This window comes from Mesorhizobium sp. ES1-6, from assembly GCF_020164775.1.
Taxonomy (GTDB): Bacteria; Pseudomonadota; Alphaproteobacteria; order Rhizobiales; family Rhizobiaceae; genus Mesorhizobium.
The window spans coordinates 42,441-67,854 of the sequence record NZ_JAIUGU010000010.1; the positions used below are offsets into that span (position 1 = coordinate 42,441).

The window sequence follows — 25,414 nt, forward strand, 5'->3', positions numbered from 1 at the left end:
GGAAGCGGAAGCGCTCATGCGGCGACGGCCTTTGCGTCGACGTCAGCGAGCTTTCTGGCAAGCTTCAGTGCCGCGATCAGGCTGTCTGGTCGCGCCACGCCCTTGCCGGCGATGTCGAAGGCGGTGCCATGGTCGGGCGAGGTGCGGATGAAGGGCAGGCCCAGCGTGACGTTGACCGCCTCGTCGAAGGCCAGCGCCTTGGCCGGGATCAGGGCCTGGTCGTGATACATGCACAATGCGGCGTCGTAGCCTGCCCGCGCCCGGGCGTGGAACAGCGTGTCGGCGGGCAGGGGGCCGAAAGCATCGATGCCTTCAGCGCGCAGGATGTCGACCGCCGGCCGCACGATACGCTCGTCTTCCAGGCCCATGGAGCCACCTTCGCCGGCATGCGGATTGAGGCCGGCAATGGCGAGGCGTGGCCTGGCGATGCCGAAGCGGCTGGCAAGGTCGGCCGCGGTGATGCGCGCGGTCGCGACGATCAATTCCGTGGTCAGGGCCTTCGGCACCTCGGCGAGCGCGATGTGGATGGTGACGGGAACCGTGCGCAGCTCAGGGCCTGCCAGCATCATCACCGGCATCGCCTCGACGCCGCTGTGCCGGGCCGCCAGATGCGCCAGATATTCGGTATGACCGGGGAAGCGGAAGCCGGCATCATAAAGCGGTTTCTTGGCAATCGGGCAGGTCACCACGGCCGCGGCCTCGCCGGCAAGGCAGGCCGCGACCGCGCGGTCGATGGCCTCGAGGGTGCCGGCTGCATTGGCTGAGTCGGGCCGGCCGGGGCTATCGATGAAGCGCGCCGTCAGGGGAACGATCGGCAAGGCGCTGCCAAAGGCCTCTGTCGCCTGCGCCGGGGTCACCTCCTGGATAGCCAGCGAAATGCCGAGATGACGCGCCCGCGAGGCGATCACGGCTGGGTCGGCGAGCAGGTAGAAGGCGGGCAAGCCAATGGCCTGTCGCGCCAGAAAGGCGGCAATGGCTATTTCAGGGCCGATACCGGATGGATCGCCGACGCTCAACGCCAGCGCGGTCATCGCGCTCCTCACGTCAGCGCTTGACGATGCGGGCTTTCGCCTTCAGCTCATCGACATATTTCTTGCTGAGGTCGTCGGCGGCCTTGTCGCTGGAGCCTTCGCTCTGAAACACCATCTGGGCGGTCTTGTCGTCGGACACTTCGCGCGACGAGCAGATGCCGATGAATTCGACGCCGCGTTCGGTCTCGCGCGTGACGGTGGCGCCACCGACCTTGGTCGCCTTGATCTGCTCGGCCCAGTCAGGCGGCAATTGCGGCGCCAGAACCCGGCCGAGATCACGAACGGTGACGTCGATCAGGCCCTTGGCGAATTCGCGCGTCGTATTGCAGCCGTTGAAGCGGGCGCGCATGGCGTCGGCCTCGCGCTTGCGTTTGGCCAGCGTCGCGCTGCGTTCGGCCGCCGGCACGACGAAGATGACCTGCTGCAGCATGTATTCCATGGCACTCGGCTTGGCGCCGCCCTTGTCGAGCATGCGCCTGACCGCGTCCTGTTCGGTCACGCTGCCACCTTCGCCGGAACGGTAACGCGCGCTGAGCGCCTGGTTCCATGCCATCTGGGCGCGAATGAATTCCTTGAAATGATCCTTGCCGACGCCGGATTTTTCCATGACGCCGTCGAGCTGGCCGAGCTGCATCTTGTTGTTGGTGGCAAAGCGCTGATAGGCGGCCTCGACCTGGGCATCGCTGATGCGGATGCCAAGCCGCTTGGCCTCGGCGAGGCGCAGCGTCTGGTCGATCATTTCCTGGGCGGCATCGCCCTTCTTGCGCTGCAGCTTCAGGAAGGCGGCACGATGGGCGATATCACCACTGGTGACCGGTATGTCGTTGACGACGTATTTGATCTCGCTGGCGAAAGCCGGCGGCGTCATGACGGTCATCGACACGGATGTCGCCGCCACAAGCAACGCGAACCCTGCTGAAAAGAGGTATTTCCTCATCCTTGGCATCCCAATTCTATCCCGGCTCCGCCCGACTCCGTCCCCTTCCGGATGCGCGAATCCGTGCCAGCCCTATGCGGCGAAACGATGTCGCCGCTTATTGGATGGTGTCGACTCCGTTGCTCGACGAACCGAAGTCGCCGAGGGTGCGAAACGACAGGTTGAAGCCGATGCTCTGCGTCACTTCCCTGGTGTTGAGGTCACGCGACTGCGAGTACGTCATCAGATAGGTGAAGCAGGAATCGTTGTAGGCAAAGCCCACACCGTCCTTGACCAGCAGGCTCTCCTGCAAATCGTAGGTTCCTGTCCCGAACACGCGCCAGTTCTCGGCGAGATGCGTCGATGCGCCGAGCGTGACCTCGTGACGGTCGGTCGTGAAGCCATAGAGCGGCTGGGCCTGGATGAAGGCATATTTGGCGCTCAGCGACACCGGCAGGCCGGAATAGGCGGCTTTCAGCTCGGCGCGGCGGACCTCGAAGCTCTGTTCGTCGAACCGACCGCTGACCGAGGCAGCGAATCCATTCGGGCTGGTGATGCCAAACAGGCCGACATAGTCGGACTTGGTGGTCTCCAAGCCTGAATAGGCGCCGACATTGACCAGGTCGGGTGCCGCGAAGGAGTTCTCGCCGCCAATCTGATAGGATTGGCCGAAGATCGCATTAGTGCCCCAGCCATTGATGTAGGAGCCGGAATAACGCATGCCGACATTGGCGCGCGAGCCGCCCTCGATGCGGTCATAACCGGAGAACTTGTCGCGTTCGAACAGCGTGGTCGCGTCGAAGACCATGCTCTGCGCGTCTTCGTTCGGAACGGAGAGGCCGCCGACATATTGTTCGTTCGGACGCAGGAACACCTGCGCCATCGGCTCGAAAACATGGCTCGACCCGCTGGCCATGGAAAACAGCAGCGGCCAGCTCATCTCCAGCCCGGCGGTCGCCATATAGCGGGCAAAGGACGAGCGCATGTCTTCGTTGGTATTTATCACAGGGTTGGCGGCCATCTCCTGAATGGCAGCGAGCGAATTCGATGAAGCGCGGACGTAGTCAACATCGCCCTGGAATGCCAGCAGCGGTGTCAAAACCAGTCCGTCATCGGTGACGAAGCTCCGTTTCCACTCGGCCTCGGCGGTGAGGCGGCCGGACTCGCCTTCGATACCGCGCACGCGCTGCGCAAGCGTGGAAGAGTCGTATGGCGTGTTGAAAGCCTCGTCGAGATCTTCGCGGCGGATGATGCGGGTATTGACGTTGAGCGACAACTGGCCGCCGGCAACCGACGTGTCGGGGATATAGGCATAGTCGAGCGAGGGCAGCACCCAGGGCTGCTGGCCGCTTCGCGCCGCGGGATTGTCGTTGGGCGCATCTTCCTGGACTTCGAAATGCATGGCGCGCACGTCGAAATAATTACGGTCGTTGAGACCGGTCAGGTAGACCGAGGACTGGTGGACATATGAGTTGTACTTGGCGATGTTGTAGGTATTCGAGAAGTTCTTGTCGGTCTGCAGCAACACGTCCCAGCCGAAATTCCAGCGTTCGTTGATCGCGAACTGCCCTTGCGTGCCCATCATGCCGCGGAACTTGTTCGGATCGCCCACCGCGCCGGAATCGATATTGTGGCCGGCGGTCGAGGGGAATGCGCCGCTGTCGATGAAAGCGTCCGGATTCTGCTGCTGGATCCCGGCGACCTTGAAAGTGTATTCGCCGTTGTTGAAGCGCTGGCGCCATTCGGCTTCGCCGAGGAAGCCTTGCTTGGTGTAGCCGCTGCCCGTCACCGTCAGGTCATATGTCGGCGAAAGGGCGAAATAATAGGGAACCTTGACGCTATACCCCAGATGGCTGTTGTAGCCGATGCTCGGGATCAGGAAGCCGCTCTTGCGCTTCACCGTCGGGTCGGCGATCTCGAACGCCGGCAGGTAGGCGAGCGGAAAGCCGAAGAACTCGAAATTCGCGTTCTCGAAGCGAACCGTCTTCTTCTCGCCGTTCCAGATGATCTTCCTGGCCTTGACGCGCCATGTCGGCGCCTTGTCGGGCTTGTCTTCGCACGGTTCGCAGGCGGTGTAGACGCCATTGTGGAAGGTGGTCAGCACGCCGCCCATGCGTTCGGCGCTTTCGGCGGCGAAATAGGCCTTGTCGACGGTTTCCACGCGTAGCGCGTTGACGAAACCGTCGGCGAAATCGTCGGTGATGTCGATGTGCTGCGAATTGATCTTGGTGCCGTCGCTGTTGACGATTTCGACGTTGCCGCTGGCAACCATCCGCTTGGTGTTGCGGTTGTAGACGACCTTCTGGGCGACGAGGCGGTTGCCGCCATAGTCGATCTGCACGCCGCCGACGGCGGTCACGGTCTGGTTATCGTTGTTGTACTCCAGCGTGTCGGCGGCCAGCAGCATCTGCGAGCCGGACGGAACCGTGGTCGCCAACTGGCCAACCTCCTGCGCGAAGGCTGGCAACGAGACGCCGCAGGCGACCAGGCAAGCCAAGGCGCTCGCCGCATAGAGGCGCGCCAAACGGGCCTGCCTGTTGCTGGGCAAAAACGCCTCCCTCACTAGCCGTCTTCCTTGTATAGCAGGAAAGTCACCCCGAAGAACATAGCTACCACGACCGGCACCCAGGCGGCTATGGCAGTCGGCACGAACCCCGCCACGCCGAATGCCTTCACCAGCACCGAAACGACATAAAGCAGAAAGCCGGCAACGACGCCACCCAGAATCATCGTTCCCGACTGCCCCATCCGCGCAAATCGCATTGAAACTGTTGCCGCAATCAGCGTCATGGCGACGAGCAGGAACGGCAACGCCACCAGCGAATCAAACTGCATGGCAAAGGCATTTGCCTTGAGGCCGAAGGAACGGGCAACCTCGATTTTTCCGGGCAGGTCGTAGAAAGGAATTGTCTCAGGGCGCGCCAACCGCTCCTGCACGAATTCTGGCTTCAGGTTGGTCGGCACGCGATCGCTCGCCACGAGCTGGATGGTGCCGTTTCTGAAGGTCTTCACATCCTGCAATTCCCAATAGCCGTCGCGCAGGTAAGCGCGCGCCGCATCCTTGCGCTCGACGATATTGCCTTGCTGGTCGAGGATGAAAAAGACGGCGTCGGCCATCTCCAGCCCCTGGTCGAGGATGGCCCGCGCGCCGATGATCGTGTCGCCGGAGCTGGTCTTCTGGCGAATCCAGGGCGCGGCATCGGCCGAAACCGTGTTGGATTTGCCGGAGCGCAGCTGGGTCTCGATCTGTTCGGACAAGGAGAAGGCGTGCGCGGCGAGCGGGTTGATGATTCCGACCGACACGGCGCCGAACAGCAGTGCGCCGATGCAGCATGGCAAGAGGAACTGCCAGGCGGAAACCCCCGCGGACCGCGCGATGACAAGTTCGTAACGTCGGTTGAGCGAAACCAGCGTCGCCATTGCCGAGAACAAGCCGACAAACGGCACTGTCTGCAGCATGATCATGGGCATTCGAAGGCCCGAAATGGCCATCGCCGTGCCATAAGTGAACCCCGGCAGGCCGGTGGTGCGGCCGGACAGTTCGGTGAAATCGATCAGGAATACCAGCGCCAGAAGGCCCAGGAAGAACCAGATCGTGATCGCCACGTAGCGGAAGAAGAAATAGCGGCCCAGCGTCCAGCCCATCAGCCGACCCCCTGGCCCGAGGTGCCGCGCCTGGATAGACGCAACTTGAGGGCGTTCCAGCTTTCACCGACGCGGCTGGCCAGGTTGGTCATCCAGTCCGCCCAGGCAACCGGCAGTTCCATGGTCCGGTTCGACATGATGAACCAGATCGCCACCGCGGACGCGACGATCGGCACGCCATAGACCACATAGGAATATTGCGGGACCTCGTCGGCCTTGCTCGCGGCGAAGAAACCCAGCCAGCGCACGAACAGCGATATCGCTATGGCCGTGATCAGCGGATTGACGCGCGCCTCGCGATGCGAACGCGCGTCTCCCGCCACGGCGAGCGCGATCAGCGCGAACACCATGGAGTATGTCCATTCCGAAAACCGCTGGTCGATCTCGGCCCGGTACTCCTGGGGACTTTGTTGATAGTACTTGTCGTTGGGGCTCGGGTTGAGCAGGTATTGGGTTGTCTGGTCCTTCGGCAGGAGCGTCACCTGGTTGGCCGCCGACATGAAGGCCGACATGTCGAAGGCATAGGACGTGAACCGGATGACACTGAGGTCGCCCGTCAGCGTCTTGCGATGAATGACGCCGTCATTCATCATCAGGACCTTTTCGCCGCCGCGCTCGATGATGCTGCCGTTTTTGGCGTAATAGACCAGATTGACGCCCTCTTCGCGCGAATCGGCGACGAAGATGCCACCCAGCCGGTTGTCGGGCAGCCGCTCGCCAATCTGCAGGAACAGTCCGTCCTCTATTTTCCGGAAGGTGCCTTCCTGGATGATCAGCGACAAAAGGTCGGCGCGCGACTCCGCCACCAGGGCGCGGTTCTTCTGTCGCGCATAGGGGTCGATGCCGTTGTCCACGGCGAACGAAAAGACGCTGGCGGCAAGCGCCAGCAGCATGATCGGCCGCACGATGGTCCAGCGCGAGGCACCCGATGCATTGACCACCGCGAGTTCCGAATCCGAATTCATCACACTCAGTGTCTGGGCGACCGCCACCACCAGCGCGAAGGGCACAACGATTGGAATGATAGAGGGGAGAATGAGCGAGGCGACCTCGAAGAAGGTCAAAGCCGACTGGCCGCTGTCGGTGACCAGATTGATCTTGGCCAGCACCTGCGTCGTCCACACGATGGCCAGCGTCCAGACCAGCGCCGCCAGGAAGACCACGAAAGCGCGGCGCATGATGTAGCGTTCAACGACCTTCATGAAGGCTTTACTCGATTTTCTCGAACGGCATCATGCCACCACGTCAAGGGTAGCTGTCCGGCGACGCCCGCACAACTGGCTCCGTTGGGCTCCATCAGGCAGGCGATCCGGTTCCCGTCCCACGTCGCGTGCCGCAGCAGGTCGGAGTGTCGGCGGCAATGGATAAGAAAGGACGAACATCGATGGTTAACAACAGGTTGCGGCATGAAGCGGAGCCGTTCCGCGACGAATCGCCATCGATTCGATGTCTCATATGGGTAGCCATTTTGGCAAAGTCTTGCCAAATGCCGGAAAACGACCAAATGTCGCGGATAGCTTCAAACCGCTTCGCGCATCATCGCGCACTCCCCGAAAGCAGGACATGATGAATCCGAGACCATCGATCGCCTTTGCGAAATTCGCCGCGCCCCAGACGGCGGCGAGCAGGAAGGGCACGGTCTTCGTGCTGTCGGCGGATGAGGGCGGCTTGAGCGATGCCGCCAGGGCTTACGATCCGGGCAAGACGCTGGATCGGGCTTTCCCGGTCGCCGAGTTCACCGGCAAATTCGCTGGCATTGTCGAAATCCTGGCCCCGGAAGCAACATCGCTCGATAGATTGGTCGCGGTTGGCACCGGCAAGGTGTCGGGGCTCGACGAATATGCCTGGCTGAAGCTCGGCGGCACCATCGCGGCATCGCTGCGCAAGGCCACCGACGTGGCCGTGGTCCTCGATCTGGCCGGCGCCTCGCCCGATGGCAAGGACGCCGCGAACCTCGCGGCGGGCATTCTTCTGCGCGGCTATTCCTTCGACAAGTACAAGACCAGGAAGGATAAGGACGATGGCCATGCGGGCGGCCAGGGGGGCGGCAAAGCCGAACCGAAAAAGCCGGTCAAGGTGACCATCCATACCGCCGACCCGGCAGGTGCGAAAAAGGCTTTCGCGGAAGTCGAGGCGGTGGTCGACGGCGTGCTTCTGGCGCGCGATCTCGTCAACGAACCGGCAAACGTGCTGGGGCCGGTCGAATTCGCCGCCCGCGCCAAGGAACTCGAGGCGCTCGGCGTCAAGGTCGAGATCCTGACCGAGAAGGAGATGAAGAAGCTCGGCATGGGCTCGCTGCTCGGCGTCGCGCAAGGCTCGCCCCGAGGCGCCCGCATGGCGGTCATGCAATGGAATGGCGGCAAGCCCAAGGACAGTCCGGTCGCCTTCGTCGGCAAAGGCGTCACGTTCGACACCGGCGGCAATTCGATCAAGCCGGCGTCGGGCATGGAGGACATGAAGGGCGACATGGGCGGCGCCGCCGCCGTGACCGGGTTGATGCACGCGCTTGCCGCGCGCAAGGCCAAGGCCAATGTCGTCGGCATCATCGGCCTTGTCGAAAACGCGGTCGACGGTCATGCCCAGCGTCCCGGCGACATCGTCACCTCGATGTCGGGACAGACCATCGAGGTGCTCAACACCGACGCGGAGGGGCGCCTCGTTCTGGCCGATGCGCTGTGGTACTGCAACGATCGCTTCCAGCCCAAATTCATGGTCAACCTGGCAACGCTGACCGGCGCCGTCATGGTCGCGCTCGGCCTGCATTATGCCGGCCTGTTCTCCAACAATGACGAGCTGGCACAAAGGCTGACCGCGGCCGGACAGTCAACGCAGGAACGGCTCTGGCGCCTGCCGCTTGGCGCCGAATACGACAAGCTGATCGATTCCAAGAACGCCGACATGAAGAACATCGGCGGCCGCTATGGTGGTGCCATCATCGCCGCGCAGTTCCTGCAGCGCTTCGTCAAGGACACGCCCTGGGCGCATCTCGACATTGCCGGGACCGCGATGGGCTCGCCGTTGAACGAGATCAACCAGTCCTGGGGTTCGGGTTTCGGCGTTCGGCTGCTGGACCGGCTGGTGCGTGATCACTACGAGGGCTGACGTTCATCCATGGCCGATGTGCTGTTCTACCATCTGACTGAATCGACGCTGGAGGATGCGCTGCCGGGCCTGCTCGAGCGCAGCGTGGATCGCGGCTGGCGCGCCGTGGTGCAAACCGGCACCGAGGAGCGGCGCGACGCGCTCGACCAGCATCTGTGGACCTTTCGCGATGATTCCTTCCTGGCGCATGCGACCGATCGCGAGGCATATCCCGGCGAACAGCCAATCCTGTTGACCACGGGTGACGGCAATCCCAACGAAGCCAAGATCAGGTTCCTGGTCGACGGCGCGGCGCCGCCCGACCTTGCCGGCTACGAGCGTGCGGTGTTCCTGTTCGACGGCCATGACGCGGCACAGGTCGAGATGGCCCGGGCGCATTGGAAGACGATGAAGGACGCTGGCCACGCGGTGACCTACTGGCAGCAGAACTCTGACCGCCGGTGGGAGCGCAAGGCGTAGAGCTATTCCGGGAAAAGTGTGCGCCTATCTCGGGAAAAAGCGCGTGGCGCTCTCCGTGGGAATTGCGCAAGAGCGAAGGACCGGAGCCGTTCGGCGTTTCCCTGAAACGATGAACATCTCCAGCCCGGCGACTGTCGCGGGTGACGGTTCTAGAGCGGTTCAGCGTTTGATAGAATCGCCGACCCGCTCTAACTCTTTGTTTTCACGCGATTCCGGACGGAAAACCGTTACACACTTTTCCTGGAATTGCTCTAGCTAGAGCCTTGCCTTGATCCGGTTCTGTTTCCTGGTGACGTAGTCGCCGTACTTCAATTTCGACGACTCGTCCGACCGGTTCCGATGCTGGCTCCTGAAAACGTACCATTCGCCGTCGGGCGATTTGCGCTTGTAGATCGCCTTGCCGGTCTGGCGATGCTCGAAGCAGGTCATGGAGCCTTTCACGCCCCAGGAGCCGTGCCATTTCGCGCGGTAGCACAACTTACCGCCGCCGGGGATGAACCATATCCCCTCGCCATAGCTCGGCTGGCCCTTTTCCGTCGACCAGGCGTTGAATTGCCGCTGCCTGACGGCAAAGTACGCGGCCCCGTGATTGCCCCACATCCACGAACGGTTCCGATAGATCTGGTAGACGCCTTCGTCGGGCACCACGGCGCTCTTTTGCGCCTGCTCGGCGATTTTGGCCGCAGTCTTGGCTGTCGCAGGGACCTGTAAGGCAAGAACAAGAACGGAGCAGGCGAATGCCGCTCCGAGACAATTACCCAGCACTCGTTTCACGGAACTACTCCACAGACTGATTCACGCCACGCCTCAACCATCATACCGAAACACCGCTCCGGCATGATGCCAATCAAACAAGAAAGATGGAGATCCATCCCGTTCGTGTCGGGACGCATCGCAACGATGCGTCTACGGCAGGACGTGCTGGGTCACCCTCCAATCGGGCAGACCATAGCCCCCCAGCCACGGCCACACTTCCTTCTGGTTGAAGTAGACAACCGACGTCAGCGCCGGGAACTCCGCATAGGACTTGCGGGAATCGTCCTGCCACTTCGAAACATAGTCCTGCTTGCCGACATAGCCGAGTTCCGCCACCACGATGGGCTTGTTGAAAACCGCGACGCGGTCGTAGCCGGGTTTCAGCATCTCTTCGAACGTACGGTCGCGGCCGGCCTCGTCATTGTCCTTTTTCTGCAGGCCGAACACCGACAGGCCGATCACGTCGACATAGTCGTCACCAGGGTAGTATTTTTCCAGGCCTTCCTCGCCTTTGGGCGACCACATGTATTTGGCCGCGGGGGCCGCCTTGCGGCAGAGATCGACTTCGCGCTTGTAAGCGGAGATCCAGTCCTTGGGAGCCCAGTTGGCCCAGGTGAAGCGGCCGTTCTTGTCTTCCATTTCCTGCGCCCAGCGAATGGTCACCGGGCTTTTCATCTGCCCCACCAGGCCGCAGATCGCCTGCATATTGGCATCGTACCTGCCGCTCAATATGCCGTCACGCAGTTCGGGCGGGGTGATGCGCCAGTCCTTCGACCAGGTCCACGGCTCGATCGTGATCAACAGCGAGCGGTTGCGCTGCAGGGCGTAGGCGTCGGCCAGGGGCAGCGTCGACAGATCGACGTCTTCCCAAGGCAGGAACAATTCCTCGATGCTGGCGGTCTTGTCATTGGTGAAATCGCCATACGGATCGTAGGAGCCGAATGCCGATGCGGCGCTGCTCGTCTGAACGGGATCCGTCGCGGGGACGGAGCCGGCGCCTCCCTCGGTGGGGAATGCGGCGCTTGCGCCCAAAACCAACGTGATCACAAGTGCATTTGCTGCGGAGTGTTTCATCCTTGATCTCCCATGGCCTCAACTTCCCGCGGAAGCCAAGACTCGCCCGGCGCATCGATGCCTGATCGACACGACTATCCAACACCGATCGGCTCTATTGGCGGAATCTGCGGGATTTCGGAGCGACCATAGGCGGGTGCGCGAACCTTGTAAGGAGCCCACCCATTATCTCTCAAGGCGCCAACACCGAGGAGCTTCAGAGAGAAAGTTCGCCGCGATACTCACAAATTCGCGTCAACATTCCGATATATCATCCCTAGCTAATTTAAGAGCCGGACGGGGCCAAGAGTCAAGAACAATTAACGATCGGTTAACCTTGGCGCTCGCGACATGGTTAACGTTGCCCTTTCCCCTCGCCAATCCGTGGGACCCAAGTCCCTCTCGGTGAAGTCCTCGACGGAAAATTTCGGCTCGCCCTTTGAGGATCTGGTGGCCCCCAAAAGGCCGCGGATTCGTGCCGCGATCCAAGGCGTTGGTTAACCAGTTCTCAAGGCCTGTAGTTAAGAAAGGCTTAATTTAGTTGACTCTAATTGAGCGTGAGCGGATTCTGGAAGCCGGGTAAAAGGTTGTCAGCCGTCGTTCGGCTGACGCTCAGACTGGCGATGCGTATGAGTGTTTCCGCGGACGTAGCAACCATCAGCGATAAGACCAGGCCGACACGCCGGTCTCGGGCGGCTCTGGCCAAGGCGGCGCGGAAGGGCCCTTTTCTGGTCCCCGTTCTGTCGGCCACTCAGCAATGGGTTTTGAGAGTGGCGCTGGCTTTCTGGTTTGTCACCCTGGTTTTCTTCTGGTCCTGGTGGCTACGGCCCGAGCATGTCGAATACATCGGACCATACGTCTTCGCGACGATGGTGCTGGCTTGGCTGACGCTGATGCCGATGTATTTCCTGTTGTTCGTGCTTGTGTCGAAAAAGCCGTCCGAATTTTATACCGTCACCGCGAGTTCGAGGGTGGCGATGGTGGTGACGAAAGCGCCATCCGAACCGTTTTCCGTGGTGGCGCGCACGCTCGAGGCGATGCTTGCGCAGGATTATCCTCACGACACTTGGCTTGCCGACGAAGACCCTTCGCAGGAGACGATCGCTTGGTGCAAGGCGCGAAACGTCCAGATTTCGACGCGGCGAGGCCGGGAGGACTATCATCGCATGACGTGGCCGCGCCGGACCCGTTGCAAGGAAGGCAATCTCGCCTTCTTTTATGATCACTACGGCTATGAACGCTACGACTTCGTCGCCCAGATGGATGCCGACCACGTGCCGACGCGGACCTATTTGCGCGAAATGTTGGCGCCCTTCGCCGATCCTGCGGTCGGCTACGTCTCGGCACCGAGCATTTGCGACAACAATGCCGCCGAGAGTTGGTCGGCCCGCGGCCGACTGTTCGTGGAGGGAATGCTGCACGGACTCCTGCAGTCCGGCTACACCAGCGTCGGAGCGCCGCTGTGCATAGGCTCGCACTATGCCGTGCGCACCGCTGCGTTGAAGCAGGCGGGCGGGCTTGGCCCGGAACTGGCCGAAGATCACTCGACCTCCATGCTGATCAACGCGACGGGCTGGCGCGGTGTGCATTCAATCGACGCCATTGCGCACGGTGACGGCCCGCAGACTTTCGCCGATCTCGTCACGCAGGAATTCCAGTGGTCGAGGAGCCTGACCACCATCTTGCTCCAATACTCGCCTATGTATCTCTCCAGGCTGAGGTTGCGATTGAGATTGCAGTTCCTCTTCTGCCAGCTTTGGTACCCGTTGTTCGCACTGCTCGCGCTCTCAACCTATCTCATGCCGATCTACGCGCTGGTTTCCGGCCAGAACTTCGCGAATGTGATGTATCTGGATTTCATTATCCACTACGCGCCGAGTTCGATCACGCCGATCGTGCTGGTGATGATGCTGAAGGCGTTCGCGCTCTCACGCCCGGTAACGGCCAAGGCCCTGAGCTGGGAAGGCATGCTGTTTCATTTCTTCGCACGCTGGCCATGGGTGCTGGCGGGCACCCTGTCGGCCGTCCGCGACCATCTGACCAAGTCGTTTGTCGATTTTCGCGTTACGCCGAAGGGGAGCGGCCCGAAGCATCTCCTGCCGGTTCGTGTCGTCATCCCCTATGTGGTGCTTGCCATCGGTGCGTCCTTGCCCGTTCTCCTTGTACAAAATCCGCAGAACGCCACGGGCTTTTACTGGTTCGCCGCCTTCAATGCGGTTCTTTATGGCCTGCTGACGATTGTGATCATTGCCAAGCACGTCACCGAGAACAAGATTTCCCTGCGGCCGAGCATCGGCAAATTTGCCTTGCAGGCTTCGCTCGCCGGCGTCGCATTGGCGGCTCCGCTGGCGGGTTTCTACGGCCGGGGCCTGGAGGGCATTTACGGGCTGCAGCAGGGCGCCGGCTCCGTCCATCTCGTCAGGATGGCTTTCCCGGTTTCAGGCGCCGGCATGGGTAAAATAGGCACCCGCAACTTCTACTTCGATCCGGTTTGGGAAACGCCGCGCTGAGCGTCTCGTAAAACCGGCAACGGCCCCTCCGACTCTGCCTGCCTGAGCGCCGGTCGCAGTTATTGCCACCGGCGCGGAGCTTTTGCCGGGCATCACATGGCAAGACTCCCCCGGCCAAGACTCCCCCAGCCAAGGCTCCCCCTGCCAAGACTCCCCCGGCCAAGCCCCGGTCCGATCAGCTGAATTTTCATCGCATCCGAGCGAACAGTGAAAGACTGTGTTCATTATGCTGTTTGCACGAATTTTAATAAGTTCATTCTAATATACGGGTACGGCTTGAGTGAAAATGGTCATTCAAAAGGTGCGGGAAAAGCCGACTATAAAGTATATCATCCGCACGCAGCCGAGTTATGTTTAAGTTGGGAGCCGTCGATGAACAAGGTTACGGAAAGTCTGGCCAACAAAGGCAGAAAATATGCCGGTGCTGTTGCTGCCATTGTGCTGGTCTCGATGGTGTCCGGCTGCCAGACCATGGATACGACCAGGACCGGCTCGATCAACGGGCGGACCATCGACCATGGGTTCGGCAAAATGACACATCACGTCAGGAACGTCCGTCACGTCAAGACGAAGGTTCTCTACCGCAAACCGCTCACACAGATGAGCGTCGTGACGCGCACCAGGGAGGAGGCCTACGCGGCCTTCGTGCGGCCGCAGCGGGTCGGCAGGCCGGCACCGGTGAAGGTTTCCTACAACCTGGGCAACGGTGGTCCGTTCCTGGGTCATTCGCCCTGGATTTGCGGTCCGAGCGGCTTCGGCCAGCGCGCCAGCTGCCGTTCGCGCTACTAGAGCAATTCCAGGAAAAGTGTGTAACGGTTTTCCATCCGGAATTGCGTAAAAACAAAGAGTTAGAGCGGTTCGGCGATTCCATCAAACGCTGAACCGCTCTAGCTAGAACATCAGACCTGAAGTGGCGGCAGCCTGACCGGGTGCTGCCACTCAGAAAGGTGGGCGCATCGGCGTTGCGCCTCTCTTGCCCTTGACCGCGTTCCGATCAACTCATGAAGATCGGCTCGGGCGAAGCCAGCCGTCATTGTCACCGGGCGCCGGCCGTGGCCGCGCGACATAGGCCGACGATCCGTTCGCTTCGTGATAGACGCGGGCCAGCATTTCCGCCAGCACGCCCGACGTCACCATCTGCACCCCGGCGATCAGCAGGAAGAAGCCGGTGAACAGCATCGGACGTGTTCCGATGTCTTGGGCGAAGAACAGCTTCAGGCAAAGCAGATAGACAAGTATGAGCGAACCCAGCGCCCCAAGCGCGATGCCGATGCCACCGAAGAAGTGTCCGGGCCGTGTGCGATAGCGCATGAAGAAATACATGAACACCAGATCGAGCACGACCCTGAAGGTCCGCGAAATGCCGTATTTGGACTGGCCGTGGATGCGGGCATGATGCGTTACAACCTCCTGCGCGATGCGTCTGGGGGTCGTCACGGTAGCCAGCCATGCCGGGATGAAGCGGTGCATCTCGCCATAGAGCTTGACGCTGCGAATGACGCTGCCGCGATAGACCTTGAGGCTGCAGCCATAGTCCTTGAGGCGCACGCCGGTGACGCGCGCGATCAAGGCGTTGGCGACTCGCGAGGGGAGCCGGCGCATAAAAAACCCCTCCTGGCGATCCTTGCGCCAGCCCACCACCAGGTCGAGATCCTCGTTCAGCAGGCGGTAGACCATGCGCGGGATGTCGAAGGGATCATTTTGCAGGTCGCCGTCGATCGTGGCGATGACGTCGCCGCGCGCGGCGTCGATGCCGGCCTGCATCGCCGCGGTCTGCTTGTAGTTGCGCACGAGTTCCACCGCATGGACATGCGGGCCGTAATGCGCCGCCAGTCGCCTGATCTCGCTCACCGTCGCATCGGTGCTGCCGTCGTCGACCAGCACGACCTCCCACGGCTGCTCGTAGCGTTCCATCGCCTGGTGAATGCGTGTCAGCAGCGGCTCGACGTTTTCGGCCTCGTTGTACATCGGCACGACAATGGACAGTGTATGGTCGGGCATCACCGCGCCATCGGGCAGTCCCGAAGCAGGGATGGGCAATATGTTCATTGGGATGGCTTTCTAGCAGGTCCGACGGCCGGATTGCCCGGCAGCGTCGATTTCGAGGGAAACAGCCAGGCTATGGCGCCGGTGGCGATAGCCGAGCAGAAGATGAACAGGTGTAGCGCCAGTGCCGCCTGCAGGCCGCTTTTCATCGCGATTCCGGAGGTGAGCAGCGCCGCTGCCGCTCCCGCTTCGTAAGTGCCGAAGCCGGCGACGCCTTGCACCGGCAATATTGCGGCGCCCTCCGCCCCGACGACGCCTGGAAAGGCCGTCGTGAAGGATGTTCCCAGTATCAGGGCCAGCAGCCATCCCTGCACGGCGAGCTTCAGCGACCAGTTGGCGATCGTCCACCACCAGCCGTAGCGCGAGCGTCCGGTCGCCTCGGTGAAGGTGTCGCGGAACAGGCCGAGCTTCGCCACGATCCTGCCGCGCCCGGCCCAGCCATGCGGCGCGCGCGCCCAGCGCGGCAGATACCAGGCGGCAGCGATCAGCGCGGCGATGCCAGCAATCCTTATCGCCGTATGCAGGCCCGGCCACACCGCCAGGGCCAGTACGCCGACGACAAAAGCGTCCTGCAGCCTGAACCACAGCAGCGAGGCGCTGGCGCGCATGATCGGCACGCCGAAGACCTGGCGCAGGAGCAGGGGAAAGGCCGTCTCGCCGCCCCGGAAGGGAACGACGTTGATCATCGCATTGTGGATCAGAATGACGCGCAGGCAGGCGCCGAAACGGCCATTGACCTCGTCGCGAAACTCATCGCAGACGCGCAACGCACGCAAGACATAGGTGACGAAAAAGGCGATCGTCGCCACCGCGAACGTGCCGGGCGTGATGCGGTCGAAGGCGTCGCCGACCATCCGCCAGCGCGAGTCGCTGGCCAGCCAGGCCAGCAGGGCCAGCGTCACGATTATCGAGATTGCTCTTTTCAACCAATTCTCCGCCGGTTTTCACCGCCGAGTTCCAGCGTCGGCATAGTGGCGAGCAAACATCCAAGGCGTCATCCTGGTCGGTTCGCCTGGCCCACCGTCTTGCCGGCCTTCCGCGGGGCGGATGCGGGCCGCTGAACCGTCGGGACCATTCCGTCGAGGCCCACGGCTGTCGCGGCTCTCATGGACGGGTGATCCTATAGACCAGCAAGGCATCCGAATCCACAAGCTTGGTTCCGGTCTTGTCCAGATAGTCGACGACGCCGTCATGATGCTCGATGAACAACTGGTCCTGTTTGTCGGCAGCGTTCTTGGTCGTGCCGAACAGATCCGCGCCTTGAGCGCGCAACTCCTCGAGCTGGGCGATCGCGGTGGTGTCGTCCGCGACGAATTTCGACCATTCGACATCGCCTCCGCCAGGCGGGAACACCCAGCCGCGTGCCCTGCTGTAGTAGACGGCGACGGGATCGCCGACCGCGGGGGCGATGGCGACGACCAGGTCGCCCGGTTGCGCCAGGCGGGCCAACTCCTCGCCGAGCAGCTTGCCGTTCATCGCGACCGGCGCCTTCATTGTCCTCAAGAGAGGGAAGGTCGACCAAACGAGCGTCACGGCAACGATGCAGATCGAGCGCAGCACAACCGTCGGCGACCGGACCGTGCCCGATGCAAAACTGGCCAGAAGCAGCGCGCCGCGGCCGCAAAACATCGCGAACGGCACATGGAAGATGTGGAAGTTCCAGGGATTGCTGGTGATCTCGCGCGCCGCCGCCAGGTAGACGATCGCGGCCGCACCCAGCCAAATATAGGGAATGGCCGAAAGGGTGCGTTGCGTCGGGTCTTCGGCCGGACCAGGCGGTATCCAGAAACCGACCGCGATCAGCGCCATGAACGGATAGCCGTAGAACCACCAGACCGAGGTGTTCCACACGGATTTGAAGTAGAAGCCATCCTGGACGAACGCCCACAATCCGGAATCCCAGATATAGCCGGAGCCCGCCACGTGATAGGGTGGATAGTTGCGGCCGAGATAGATGGCCCAGCTGAAATAGGCGCCGATGATGGCCAGGCTGAAAAGCCCCCACAGGAAGACCTCGGTCGCCTGCCGTCGCCTCTTCATCACAATCCAGCAGACCATGAGGTAGAAGATGACGGCGCCGGCCGCCACGCCCGGCGGCTTTGCCAGCGCGCCAAGGGTGAAGCTGATGGCGGCGAAAGGCAAAAGCCGTCGGTTGCCGCCCGCCCAGTATTTGGCGAACAGCCAGACGCCCGTCGTCACCAGCGCCAGCATCGACGGATCGGGCAGGAACGAGCTGTCGATCATGATCGCTGCCGGCATCAGCGCGTAGGCGAGCGCCGCGGCGTGGGCATGCGTTTCGCCCCAGCATAGCGCCGTCAACCTGTGCAGCGAAAACACCGTCACCAGGCCGAAGAAGGCCGCAACCATGCGGCCAAACCAGTCGTGCCAGCCGAAGAGTTGGTAGAGCAGGGCGGTCAGATAGCTGACGATCTGAAACTCGCGGCCCTGATAACTCGGCCCCGGCCCGGTCCAGCTGACCTCGGGGAAAAAGATATTCCAGCTGCGTTGTTGAAAATTGTCGGCCATCATTGCCGTGCTTGTCTCGCGCCAGCTGAAGGCGTCGACCAGCGGCAAGGTTATGTTGTGGAACCGGAACAGGACCGCGATCAACAGGATCCCCAGCAAGATCGCCGTGTTGAGGGTCAGGTCATTGCGAGCAGCCGGGTCCCGATCGATCGGCTGCCGCAGGTATTGCTGAACCGAGGCCTGATTCAAATCCGGGTTGTCGCCCATTTGAAACCCGCGTCCTCTCTGACGTCTGCCGATGTTGCTTTTGCGCACGATTGTCAAAGGTGAGCGAGTATATGACGCAATCCTTAATTTTGGCGACAGCCGGCGTCGCGAAAGTTGACATCGCGGCTTCCGCGGCTGTTAAATAGTTTGCAAGGCTGTCGCGCCGATAGCGTTGCCGGACCACACAGACATGCCAACGCCGATTGTACCGATAGCTCCGACCAGGTCGCCGCCGCATGGCGTCGACCTTCCGCGACGCATCGAACGTCGCCGGTTCGCAGGTTTCGCGCCGTTCCTGTTTTTGCTGGCCTTCTGCGGTCAGGCCGCCTTCGCGGAAGCGACCCACGCGGCGGCCGCCAAGGACAGCGCGCCTGCAAAAGCGGACAGCGCTATTGTTGCAACCCCCGCCATTGTTCCAACTGCCTATGAGCTGCAGCTTCTGTATACCGATCGCACATGGATATGGAAAAATGGAGCGGCCTATTTCGCAAAGGACAATCGACGCCTCGAGGCCTGGACGTCGGGGCAGGATTCAGCCTCTGTCGCCGAAGGCAGGTGGCTGGTGACCGAAGACGGCAAGATGTGCACCGAACTCGCTTGGCGGTCCAAGAGCTACAAGGGCAAACCGAAGCGCACCTGCTACAGTCACCAAATCAAGGATGGAGCCATCGAGCAGCGCAAGGATCCGGATGGGGAATGGTACAGTTTCAAGCGAACGCCCGAGGATCCTTCAGACGAATACCGAAAATTCGAACCCGGTAATACCAAGGCCGCGCAGTTCGAAGAGGCCCGTAAGTTGATCGATGCCAAGAACTAGGGCTGGCCAGACTGGTCGACGGCATGACGGAAAGCGCCGTTCCTGTCTCCGTTGACGCCCTCCCGACATGCCATCGGTGACGACATGTCCTGCGTGTCGGATTCAGGTGGGCTGCTTTCGCCGGCCCTGTGAAGAACCTTGCGAATCGCTTATAAAGCGCGGAGCAGTTCGGCTGGAATTGCCTGCGCACCGACCGCCGATTGGTCGCGTTCACTTCTCTCTGACAGAATGACGAGACGATGGGTCCACCACCATACGGCTTTCATGAAATTTAATAATTAGTGATGTCTAATATTAATCTGTGATGTGCGAGTGGTCACTGAAACGGCGTGAAGCGACGCAGGCGTCGCAACGCGCCCTGGCTTATACTCAAAGGCAGGGGACACATGGTGAACGATTCAAGGGGCGCATTTCGCCCAAGCAAGAAAGCGCTATCTATTGTTGTGGTTGCGATGACCTCTCTGGTCGCAGGCTGTCAGGGTATGGATGCGACCAGGACCGGTTCCGTCCTCATCGCACCGGTCGTGCATCCGGTCCGGAGCAAGCCGGCGGTCCGGCCGGTCCAGGCTGGATACGTCATGCGTTCGCTCAGGATCGAGCCTGAGATGCTGATGACAAGCACCATACAGACCACGGAAAGAACTTACGCCTTTGCACCGCCACCGCCGATGGCGCCGCGCATGGCGGGACCCGTGAAGGTCGCTTTCAATTCCGGCGAAAGTGGTGCGTTCCCGGGCGGTTCGCCCTGGGTCTGCGGTCCAAGCGGTTTTGGCCAGCGCGCCAGTTGCCGCGCCCGATCTCTCTGATCTATCGGACAGCGACAGCTATTGCCGCCTTGTTTGGCGGCTGTGCCGCGGGTCTCGTCCGCAGCCCGAAGAAGGGGGCGGCCGTCCTGACGATCGTGTCGATGTCGGAAAGCTCAGGCACAAAGCCAAGATGTGCTCGCGCCTTGCTGGGATCGGCATAGAGCTCGGCCGGATCCCCCGGTCGCCGGGTCCTGAAGACGGCCGGCACCGGTCTCGACGTCACCCGGCTGACGGCCTGGACGATCTCCTTGATGGATACGCCTCGCCCGGTGCCGAGGTTGACCGCCAGGCTTTGTCCGCCGCGCTCGAGGTGTTGGAGCGCTTTCAGGTGGGCGCGGGCCAGATCGCTGACGTGGATATAGTCGCGCACGCAAGTGCCATCCGAAGTCTCGTAATCGGTGCCGAAGACCTCGATTTCATCGATGATGCCGGACGCCGCCATCAGCACCCTTGGAACCAGGTGCGTTTCCGGCGAATGCCACTCGCCGAGTTCCCCGTCGGGATCGGCCCCGCAGGCGTTGAAGTAGCGCAGGATGGCGAACTTCATTCCGTAGGCGGCGGCATAGTCGCCGATGATCTGTTCGCCCATCAGCTTGGTACGCCCGTAAGGGCTGATCGGATTTTGCGACGAACTCTCGCGAACCGGCAGTGCTTCCGGCACGCCGTAGGTTGCGCAGCTGCTGGAGAAAATGATGTTTTCGACGGCGTGCGTGCGTGCCGCATCGAGCACGGCGATGGTGCCCGTCACATTGCTCGAATAGTATTCCGCCGGCTGCTGAACGGACTCGCCGACATAGGCCAGCGCCGCGAAGTGGATGACCGCGCTCGGCCGGTACGTCGCCATCGCCGCCTGCAGTGCGTCACGGTCCCGGATATCGCCGACGACAAGCGGACCCCAGGCGACGGCCTTCTCGTTGCCGCGGCACAGATTGTCGAAGGCCACGGGCAGGTAGCCGGCACCGGCAAGCAGCTTGCAGGTGTGGCTGCCGATGAAACCGGCCCCACCCGTCACCAGGATCGCCTTCCCGGTCATGAAGCCGCGGCGCCCTTTGCCATCCGGCTTCCGAAGAGCAGGGCGTCGAAATAGTCGACGGTATGCGTCAGCCCCTGGGCCAGATTGATCCTCGGCTCCCAGCCGAGATTGTTCTTGGCGAAGGAAATGTCGGGTTTGCGCTGCCTGGGATCGTCGATCGGCAGTGGCCGATGCACGATCTTCGATCTGGAATTGGTGTAGCCGATGACCAGCGTCGCGAGTTCCATGATGGTGAATTCACCGGGATTGCCAAGGTTGACCGGGTGGGCGGGAGCACACGGCGCGTTCATCAGCCGCATGAACCCCTCGATCAGGTCGTCGGCGTAGCAGAAGGAGCGGGTCTGCAGGCCGCTGCCGAAGACGGTCAGGTCTTGGCCACGCAAGGCCTGGACGATGAAGTTCGAGACGACGCGCCCGTCGTCGGGCTGCATGCGGCGGCCGTAAGTGTTGAAGATGCGGGCCACGCGGATATCGAGGCCATATGTCCTCGAATAGTCGAAGAACAGGGTTTCGGCCGAACGTTTGCCTTCATCGTAGCAGGAGCGCGGTCCGTGCGTGTTTACATTGCCGAAATAGCTTTCGGGCTGGGGGTGTACGAAGGGATCGCCATAGACCTCGGAAGTCGAGGCCTGGAATATCTTGGCATTGTTGCGGCGCGCGAGTTCCAACAGGTTCAGCGCGCCAAGCACGCTCGTCTTGAAGGTGTGGATCGGATCTGCCTGGTAATGTGGCGGAGAAGCCGGGCAGGCGAGATTGTAGATCTCGTCGACCCGAAGGTCCAAGGGCAATGGCTCGACGATATCGTGCTCGATGCAGCTGAATCTAGGATCGCGCAGCAGCGCATTGAGATTGTATCTTTTGCCGGTATGGAAATTGTCGACCGCGACGACGTCGTATCCCTCCTGCAAAAGACGTTCGCACAGGTGCGATCCCAGGAAACCGGCGCCCCCGGCGACCAGGGCGCGGCCTCGGTCGTGGCTCTTGCCGTTGCCCCTCTGATCGCTTCTGGAACCAAGTTTCAGAACCTTTATCACCTTACTCATGCATTCCTCCTACGCACCGCACACGCTACCCAGGGCCGAGGCAACGCACTGCCCGGCCACGTTCTTGAACGCGGCAATCCTCCGCGTCCGCGGATCGCCATCATTGATATGCGCTTGTCATTCTCTGAGTGTACGGGGCCACCACCGCTCGGCTTATTGCTGCCGTTCAGCAGTCCATGCGCCCCGAGATCGCGATCACGCGCTTGGTGCCATCATCGCCGATTGCTCGCCCAAATTGCACATCCCAACGAACTGAAAATATACCTATAGGAATTCCAGTCAACTAAATTAGCAATTCCTTAACCAAATGTGTTTGCCAGTGGTTAATCATGGGTCGGCGCGCACGCGCCTGGCTGTGGCGGCGGTTCCTCATTTTGAATCAGCGTATTGGGCTCGACCCCGACACGAACCGCTCCGCGTTATTCCCCGGGGCGATCGAAAGCTTGATAGTGAGGAATGTCGAGGAGTGCCCGCGCGAGACGCGGGGGTGCGGATCCGGAAAACCATCCGATGAAGACCGTTTCAGCAGGATGTCAAATCTTTAGGTTGCAATGAGATTGTTGCCCAAATCCGCTCGGGCTGCAGATATAAACATCTGGCTGTGAATACTTTGCCAGTATCGCTTTATGGAGGGACTCCACGTCGCATCCAGCAGTGGAGAAAAGCAGACAAAGAGTCAAAATCAGAAGAGAAAATCGGCCATCGGGAATGCGTTTTAACTCCGATTCCTTTATGTTGGACGGATCGGAAGTTTTTTGCATTCGAGACGCCTCATTCGCCTGAGGTACGCGACAACATTCGTTTTTTCGCCTGAAGAACAGGCGTATCCAATTCATAGTGGAATGCCGGCTGTCTTGGCAACGGTATTTGAGGATATGGCAGAGCGCTGTCTATTGCGCGATCACGCATCCGGGACGAACGTGGCACTGGTACGCTGGCTGAAAAATGGTCGAGAGGGCCCGTTTCTCCGCGGCCATCTCGTTCAGGCAACCGCAAAGCGGGGCGGGCGCCCCGTGTCCTGCGGCAGCCCGCTCCTGACGCGGTGCGCCAGCTTGGCTATGTTATTGCCCGCCCATTTCCTTCTTGAATGTATCGAAATCGACCTGCATGCCATTGGCCTTGACCTCGACCCAGGCACCGGGCAGACCGATTTTGGGAAATTGTTTCGCGAAGCTTGGGCAGCCCTGGCTTCGGCAAGACCTTCGAACTCGGCAACGACATGGTGCTGGACGAAACGGAACGCTTGCGCGACGGTGCCGGTACAAGCCAGCCGTCCGGCAAGGTTTGATTGCAAGGTGACCGCCTGAATGCGCTTTCTCTTCGTCCTGATCCTGTTGGCTGGCACCGGCGTCGGTCTCATCTACCCCTGGGCGATGAGCAATTTTTCCGGCCGTGAAATCGGCACCTGGCGGGTCTACGAGCAGGGCCGGTTCAGGCCGCTTACCGTATCGCTCAAAGGTCGCGATGCGCCTGTGCGGGTGCTGGTCGACCTGACCGCGAGGGCTGAACGCATCGTTTCGCAGCAGCGCACGGTGTTGACGTTGACCGCCGCCACCAACGGCCGCACGGTGCTTGCCTCGACGCTGCGGTTCAACCATGTGGACAATCCGCGCCAGGCCAGCCCACAACTGCCCGACAAGATCTTTCGCGACGAGGCGGGCCTGATCGCCACCGTTAGCCCTGGCGCTTACGTCTTCACCGTCGGTCCGGGCGATGCCGAGGACATACCGATGCTGGCGGTCGACCTTGTCTTGCGATCCGGCGTCGGTGAGATCGACAGCCGCGCGCGGCCGATAGGCTTCTCGCTGATGGCGGTCGGCTTGATCGGTTTCCTGCTGTCCTTGCGTTCTGGTGGCGGTCGGCCGGAAAATCCAAACTCGCAGCCGCCACCGCCACGCTGGGGCAGGGGACCCAAGTGAACTACCGCCACGCCTACCACGCCGGAAATTTCGCCGATGTCGTCAAGCATGTCGTGCTGACGCGCCTGCTCGAATATCTCAAGCAGAAGGACAAGGCGTTTCGCGTCGTCGACACCCATGCCGGCATTGGCCGCTACGATCTGTCGTCGCTCGAAGCCCAAAAGACCGGCGAGTGGCAAGGCGGCATCGGCCGGCTGATCGATGCCGCGTTCGACGCGAAGGCGGCAGCGCTGCTGGCGCCTTATCTGGAGGCGGTGCGCTCGCTCAATCCCGCGGGCGGCGTGAAGAAGTATCCGGGCTCGCCGCTGCTCGCGCGCCATCTCCTGCGCAAGCAGGACCGGCTGTCGGCGATCGAACTGCATCCGAAAGACGCCGCCAGGCTGAAAGCGGAATTCGCCGACGATTTCCAGACCAGAGTGATGGAACTTGACGGCTGGCTTGCGCTCGGAGCGCATCTGCCGCCGAAGGAAAAGCGCGGCCTGGTGCTCATCGATCCACCCTTCGAGGAAGAGGGTGAGTTCGGCCGCCTCGTCGACGGACTGGTGAGGGCGCACCGGCGCTGGCCCGGCGGCATTTACGCGCTGTGGTATCCGGTCAAGGATCGCAAGGCGGTCATCGCCTTCCGGAAAGCGCTGAAGCAATCCGGCATCCCGAAAATCCTCGACATAGAATTCGAGATCAAGCCAACCTCGTCGGAACCCAGCCTCGATGGCACCGGCATGGTGGTGGTCAATCCGCCCTTCACTCTGGAAAGCGAGTTGCGAACCGTATTGCCGGCATTGCACCGATTGCTTGCCCTGGGAAAACCGGCGCACTGGTCGTTGGAATGGCTGGCCGGCGAGGAGATCACGCCGCCGGGATAGCCGCCGCGATTGCCGCGCGCCCAGCAGGAGCCGCATGCCGGGGAACTTCGCGGCTATCGGCGCATTGCTGCTTACGGCATTCGTCCGGCGCTGGTTTCTGGAAACCATTGTCCGCGCAACCGCTTGACCGACGCCAAGCGAATCCGCACAGTGCGCGCAACCGACCTTGAGAGGCTGTCATGACTCGCTTCGCCAAATCCGCACTTGCTGCCCTGATTTCGCTCTGCACCCCCCTTGCCGCGCCTCTCGGTATCACCCAGGCGGTCCATGCGGCTGACCTCGGCGTCTATACCGAGGACGACGGCAGCGTCTGTGGCGAGTCATGGGTTCTGAACAAGATCACGCATCGGTTCTCCTATCAGGTGCACCACGTGCCGCATCTACCCGACGTCGCCATCACCGATTTTCGCGACATTCGCCAGCACCGCTATGAGCAGGCGAGCGAGGAGTGGCCGATCGGCCGTCACTATTGCCGCGCAACCGTCAGCCTGTCGGATGGCCGGGACCGGTCGATCTTCTATCTGATCGAGGAGGGCCAGGGCTTTGCCTCGATCGGCGACAATGTCGAGTTCTGCGTCTCGGGCTTCGATCGCTGGATGGTCTATAACGGCCGCTGCCGCGTCCTGCGCTGAACGCGTCTCTTCCTTCCCGATCTTTTTCGCGCCTGCTACCTGAAAGGGTC

The 25,414-nt window shown here is 61.5% G+C and carries 20 protein-coding genes; 8 read left to right on the forward strand and 12 right to left on the reverse strand.

What is annotated here, in order from left to right; translation table 11 throughout:
• Positions 1-14 precede the first annotated feature (14 nt).
• The 5 genes from pdxA to lptF all read right to left on the reverse strand — a co-directional run bounded on the left by pdxA (position 15) and on the right by lptF (position 6,794).
• Positions 15-1,031, reverse strand: a complete 1,017-nt coding sequence (gene pdxA / locus LB564_RS22355; RefSeq protein WP_224541030.1) for a 4-hydroxythreonine-4-phosphate dehydrogenase PdxA — start codon at positions 1,029-1,031, stop codon at positions 15-17.
• A gap of 13 nt (positions 1,032-1,044) precedes the next feature.
• The gene (locus LB564_RS22360) at positions 1,045-1,977 is read right to left on the reverse strand and encodes a peptidylprolyl isomerase (protein ID WP_181173871.1); all 933 of its coding nucleotides are present in this window, start codon (positions 1,975-1,977) and stop codon (positions 1,045-1,047) included.
• A gap of 88 nt (positions 1,978-2,065) precedes the next feature.
• Positions 2,066-4,510, reverse strand: a complete 2,445-nt coding sequence (locus LB564_RS22365; RefSeq protein WP_224541032.1) for an LPS-assembly protein LptD — start codon at positions 4,508-4,510, stop codon at positions 2,066-2,068.
• Positions 4,510-5,595, reverse strand: a complete 1,086-nt coding sequence (gene lptG, locus LB564_RS22370; protein ID WP_224541289.1) for an LPS export ABC transporter permease LptG — start codon at positions 5,593-5,595, stop codon at positions 4,510-4,512. Before lptG ends, LB564_RS22365 begins: the two co-directional genes overlap by 1 nt.
• Positions 5,592-6,794: an LPS export ABC transporter permease LptF gene (gene lptF, locus LB564_RS22375; RefSeq protein WP_140710530.1), complete on the reverse strand. Its 1,203-nt coding sequence runs from the start codon at positions 6,792-6,794 to the stop codon at positions 5,592-5,594. Before lptF ends, lptG begins: the two co-directional genes overlap by 4 nt.
• Before the next feature lie 364 nt (positions 6,795-7,158).
• Between lptF and LB564_RS22380 the strand changes: the two genes are divergently transcribed.
• Positions 7,159-8,694, forward strand: a complete 1,536-nt coding sequence (locus tag LB564_RS22380; RefSeq protein ID WP_224541291.1) for a leucyl aminopeptidase — start codon at positions 7,159-7,161, stop codon at positions 8,692-8,694.
• 9 nt (positions 8,695-8,703) lie between these two features.
• Complete coding sequence (locus LB564_RS22385; RefSeq protein ID WP_224541034.1) at positions 8,704-9,153, forward strand: DNA polymerase III subunit chi; 450 nt, start codon at positions 8,704-8,706, stop codon at positions 9,151-9,153.
• Positions 9,154-9,408: 255 nt separating this feature from the next.
• On the opposite strand, the gene LB564_RS22390 is transcribed toward LB564_RS22385, so the two are convergent.
• Positions 9,409-9,927, reverse strand: coding sequence for a DUF995 domain-containing protein (locus tag LB564_RS22390; protein ID WP_224541036.1), 519 nt, complete (start codon positions 9,925-9,927; stop codon positions 9,409-9,411).
• A gap of 132 nt (positions 9,928-10,059) precedes the next feature.
• The gene (locus LB564_RS22395; protein ID WP_224541038.1) at positions 10,060-10,983 is read right to left on the reverse strand and encodes a glycoside hydrolase family 26 protein; all 924 of its coding nucleotides are present in this window, start codon (positions 10,981-10,983) and stop codon (positions 10,060-10,062) included.
• A gap of 608 nt (positions 10,984-11,591) precedes the next feature.
• Between LB564_RS22395 and LB564_RS22400 the strand changes: the two genes are divergently transcribed.
• Together LB564_RS22400 and LB564_RS22405 are read left to right on the forward strand one after the other, a co-directional pair.
• Positions 11,592-13,472 (forward strand): glycosyltransferase, encoded by a 1,881-nt coding sequence (locus LB564_RS22400; RefSeq protein WP_224541039.1) that lies wholly within the window; start codon positions 11,592-11,594, stop codon positions 13,470-13,472.
• A 372-nt stretch (positions 13,473-13,844) separates the two neighbouring features.
• A complete protein-coding gene (locus LB564_RS22405) occupies positions 13,845-14,261 on the forward strand; it encodes a hypothetical protein (protein ID WP_224541041.1) in 417 nt (138 codons plus the stop codon).
• A 210-nt stretch (positions 14,262-14,471) separates the two neighbouring features.
• Here LB564_RS22405 and LB564_RS22410 read toward each other — a convergent pair whose 3' ends face one another.
• The 3 genes from LB564_RS22410 to LB564_RS22420 all read right to left on the reverse strand — a co-directional run bounded on the left by LB564_RS22410 (position 14,472) and on the right by LB564_RS22420 (position 18,251).
• Positions 14,472-15,473, reverse strand: coding sequence for a glycosyltransferase family 2 protein (locus tag LB564_RS22410; RefSeq protein WP_224541293.1), 1,002 nt, complete (start codon positions 15,471-15,473; stop codon positions 14,472-14,474).
• Between the two features lie 44 nt (positions 15,474-15,517).
• Positions 15,518-16,444 carry a lysylphosphatidylglycerol synthase domain-containing protein gene (locus LB564_RS22415; RefSeq protein WP_224541043.1) on the reverse strand — a complete coding sequence of 309 codons (927 nt, stop codon included), beginning with the start codon at positions 16,442-16,444 and terminating at the stop codon, positions 15,518-15,520.
• Positions 16,445-16,622: 178 nt separating this feature from the next.
• Positions 16,623-18,251, reverse strand: a complete 1,629-nt coding sequence (locus LB564_RS22420; protein ID WP_140710733.1) for an ArnT family glycosyltransferase — start codon at positions 18,249-18,251, stop codon at positions 16,623-16,625.
• Between the two features lie 190 nt (positions 18,252-18,441).
• Here LB564_RS22420 and LB564_RS22425 point away from each other — a divergent pair, with 190 nt between their 5' ends.
• Complete coding sequence (locus LB564_RS22425; protein ID WP_224541045.1) at positions 18,442-19,068, forward strand: DUF995 domain-containing protein; 627 nt, start codon at positions 18,442-18,444, stop codon at positions 19,066-19,068.
• Positions 19,069-19,875: 807 nt separating this feature from the next.
• Here the strand turns inward: LB564_RS22425 and galE are convergent.
• On the reverse strand, positions 19,876-20,907 hold the full coding sequence (galE, locus tag LB564_RS22430) for a UDP-glucose 4-epimerase GalE (protein ID WP_224541047.1): 1,032 nt from the start codon (positions 20,905-20,907) through the stop codon (positions 19,876-19,878).
• The gene (locus LB564_RS22435; RefSeq protein WP_224541049.1) at positions 20,904-21,950 is read right to left on the reverse strand and encodes a UDP-glucuronic acid decarboxylase family protein; all 1,047 of its coding nucleotides are present in this window, start codon (positions 21,948-21,950) and stop codon (positions 20,904-20,906) included. Before LB564_RS22435 ends, galE begins: the two co-directional genes overlap by 4 nt.
• Positions 21,951-23,257: 1,307 nt before the next feature.
• Between LB564_RS22435 and LB564_RS22440 the strand changes: the two genes are divergently transcribed.
• From LB564_RS22440 to LB564_RS22450, 3 genes are all read left to right on the forward strand, one after another.
• Positions 23,258-23,869, forward strand: a complete 612-nt coding sequence (locus LB564_RS22440; protein ID WP_224541051.1) for a hypothetical protein — start codon at positions 23,258-23,260, stop codon at positions 23,867-23,869.
• The gene (locus tag LB564_RS22445; protein WP_140710721.1) at positions 23,866-24,732 is read left to right on the forward strand and encodes a 23S rRNA (adenine(2030)-N(6))-methyltransferase RlmJ; all 867 of its coding nucleotides are present in this window, start codon (positions 23,866-23,868) and stop codon (positions 24,730-24,732) included. Before LB564_RS22440 ends, LB564_RS22445 begins: the two co-directional genes overlap by 4 nt.
• 179 nt (positions 24,733-24,911) lie before the next feature.
• Positions 24,912-25,364, forward strand: a complete 453-nt coding sequence (locus tag LB564_RS22450) for a hypothetical protein (RefSeq protein WP_140710719.1) — start codon at positions 24,912-24,914, stop codon at positions 25,362-25,364.
• Positions 25,365-25,414: the final 50 nt, after the last annotated feature.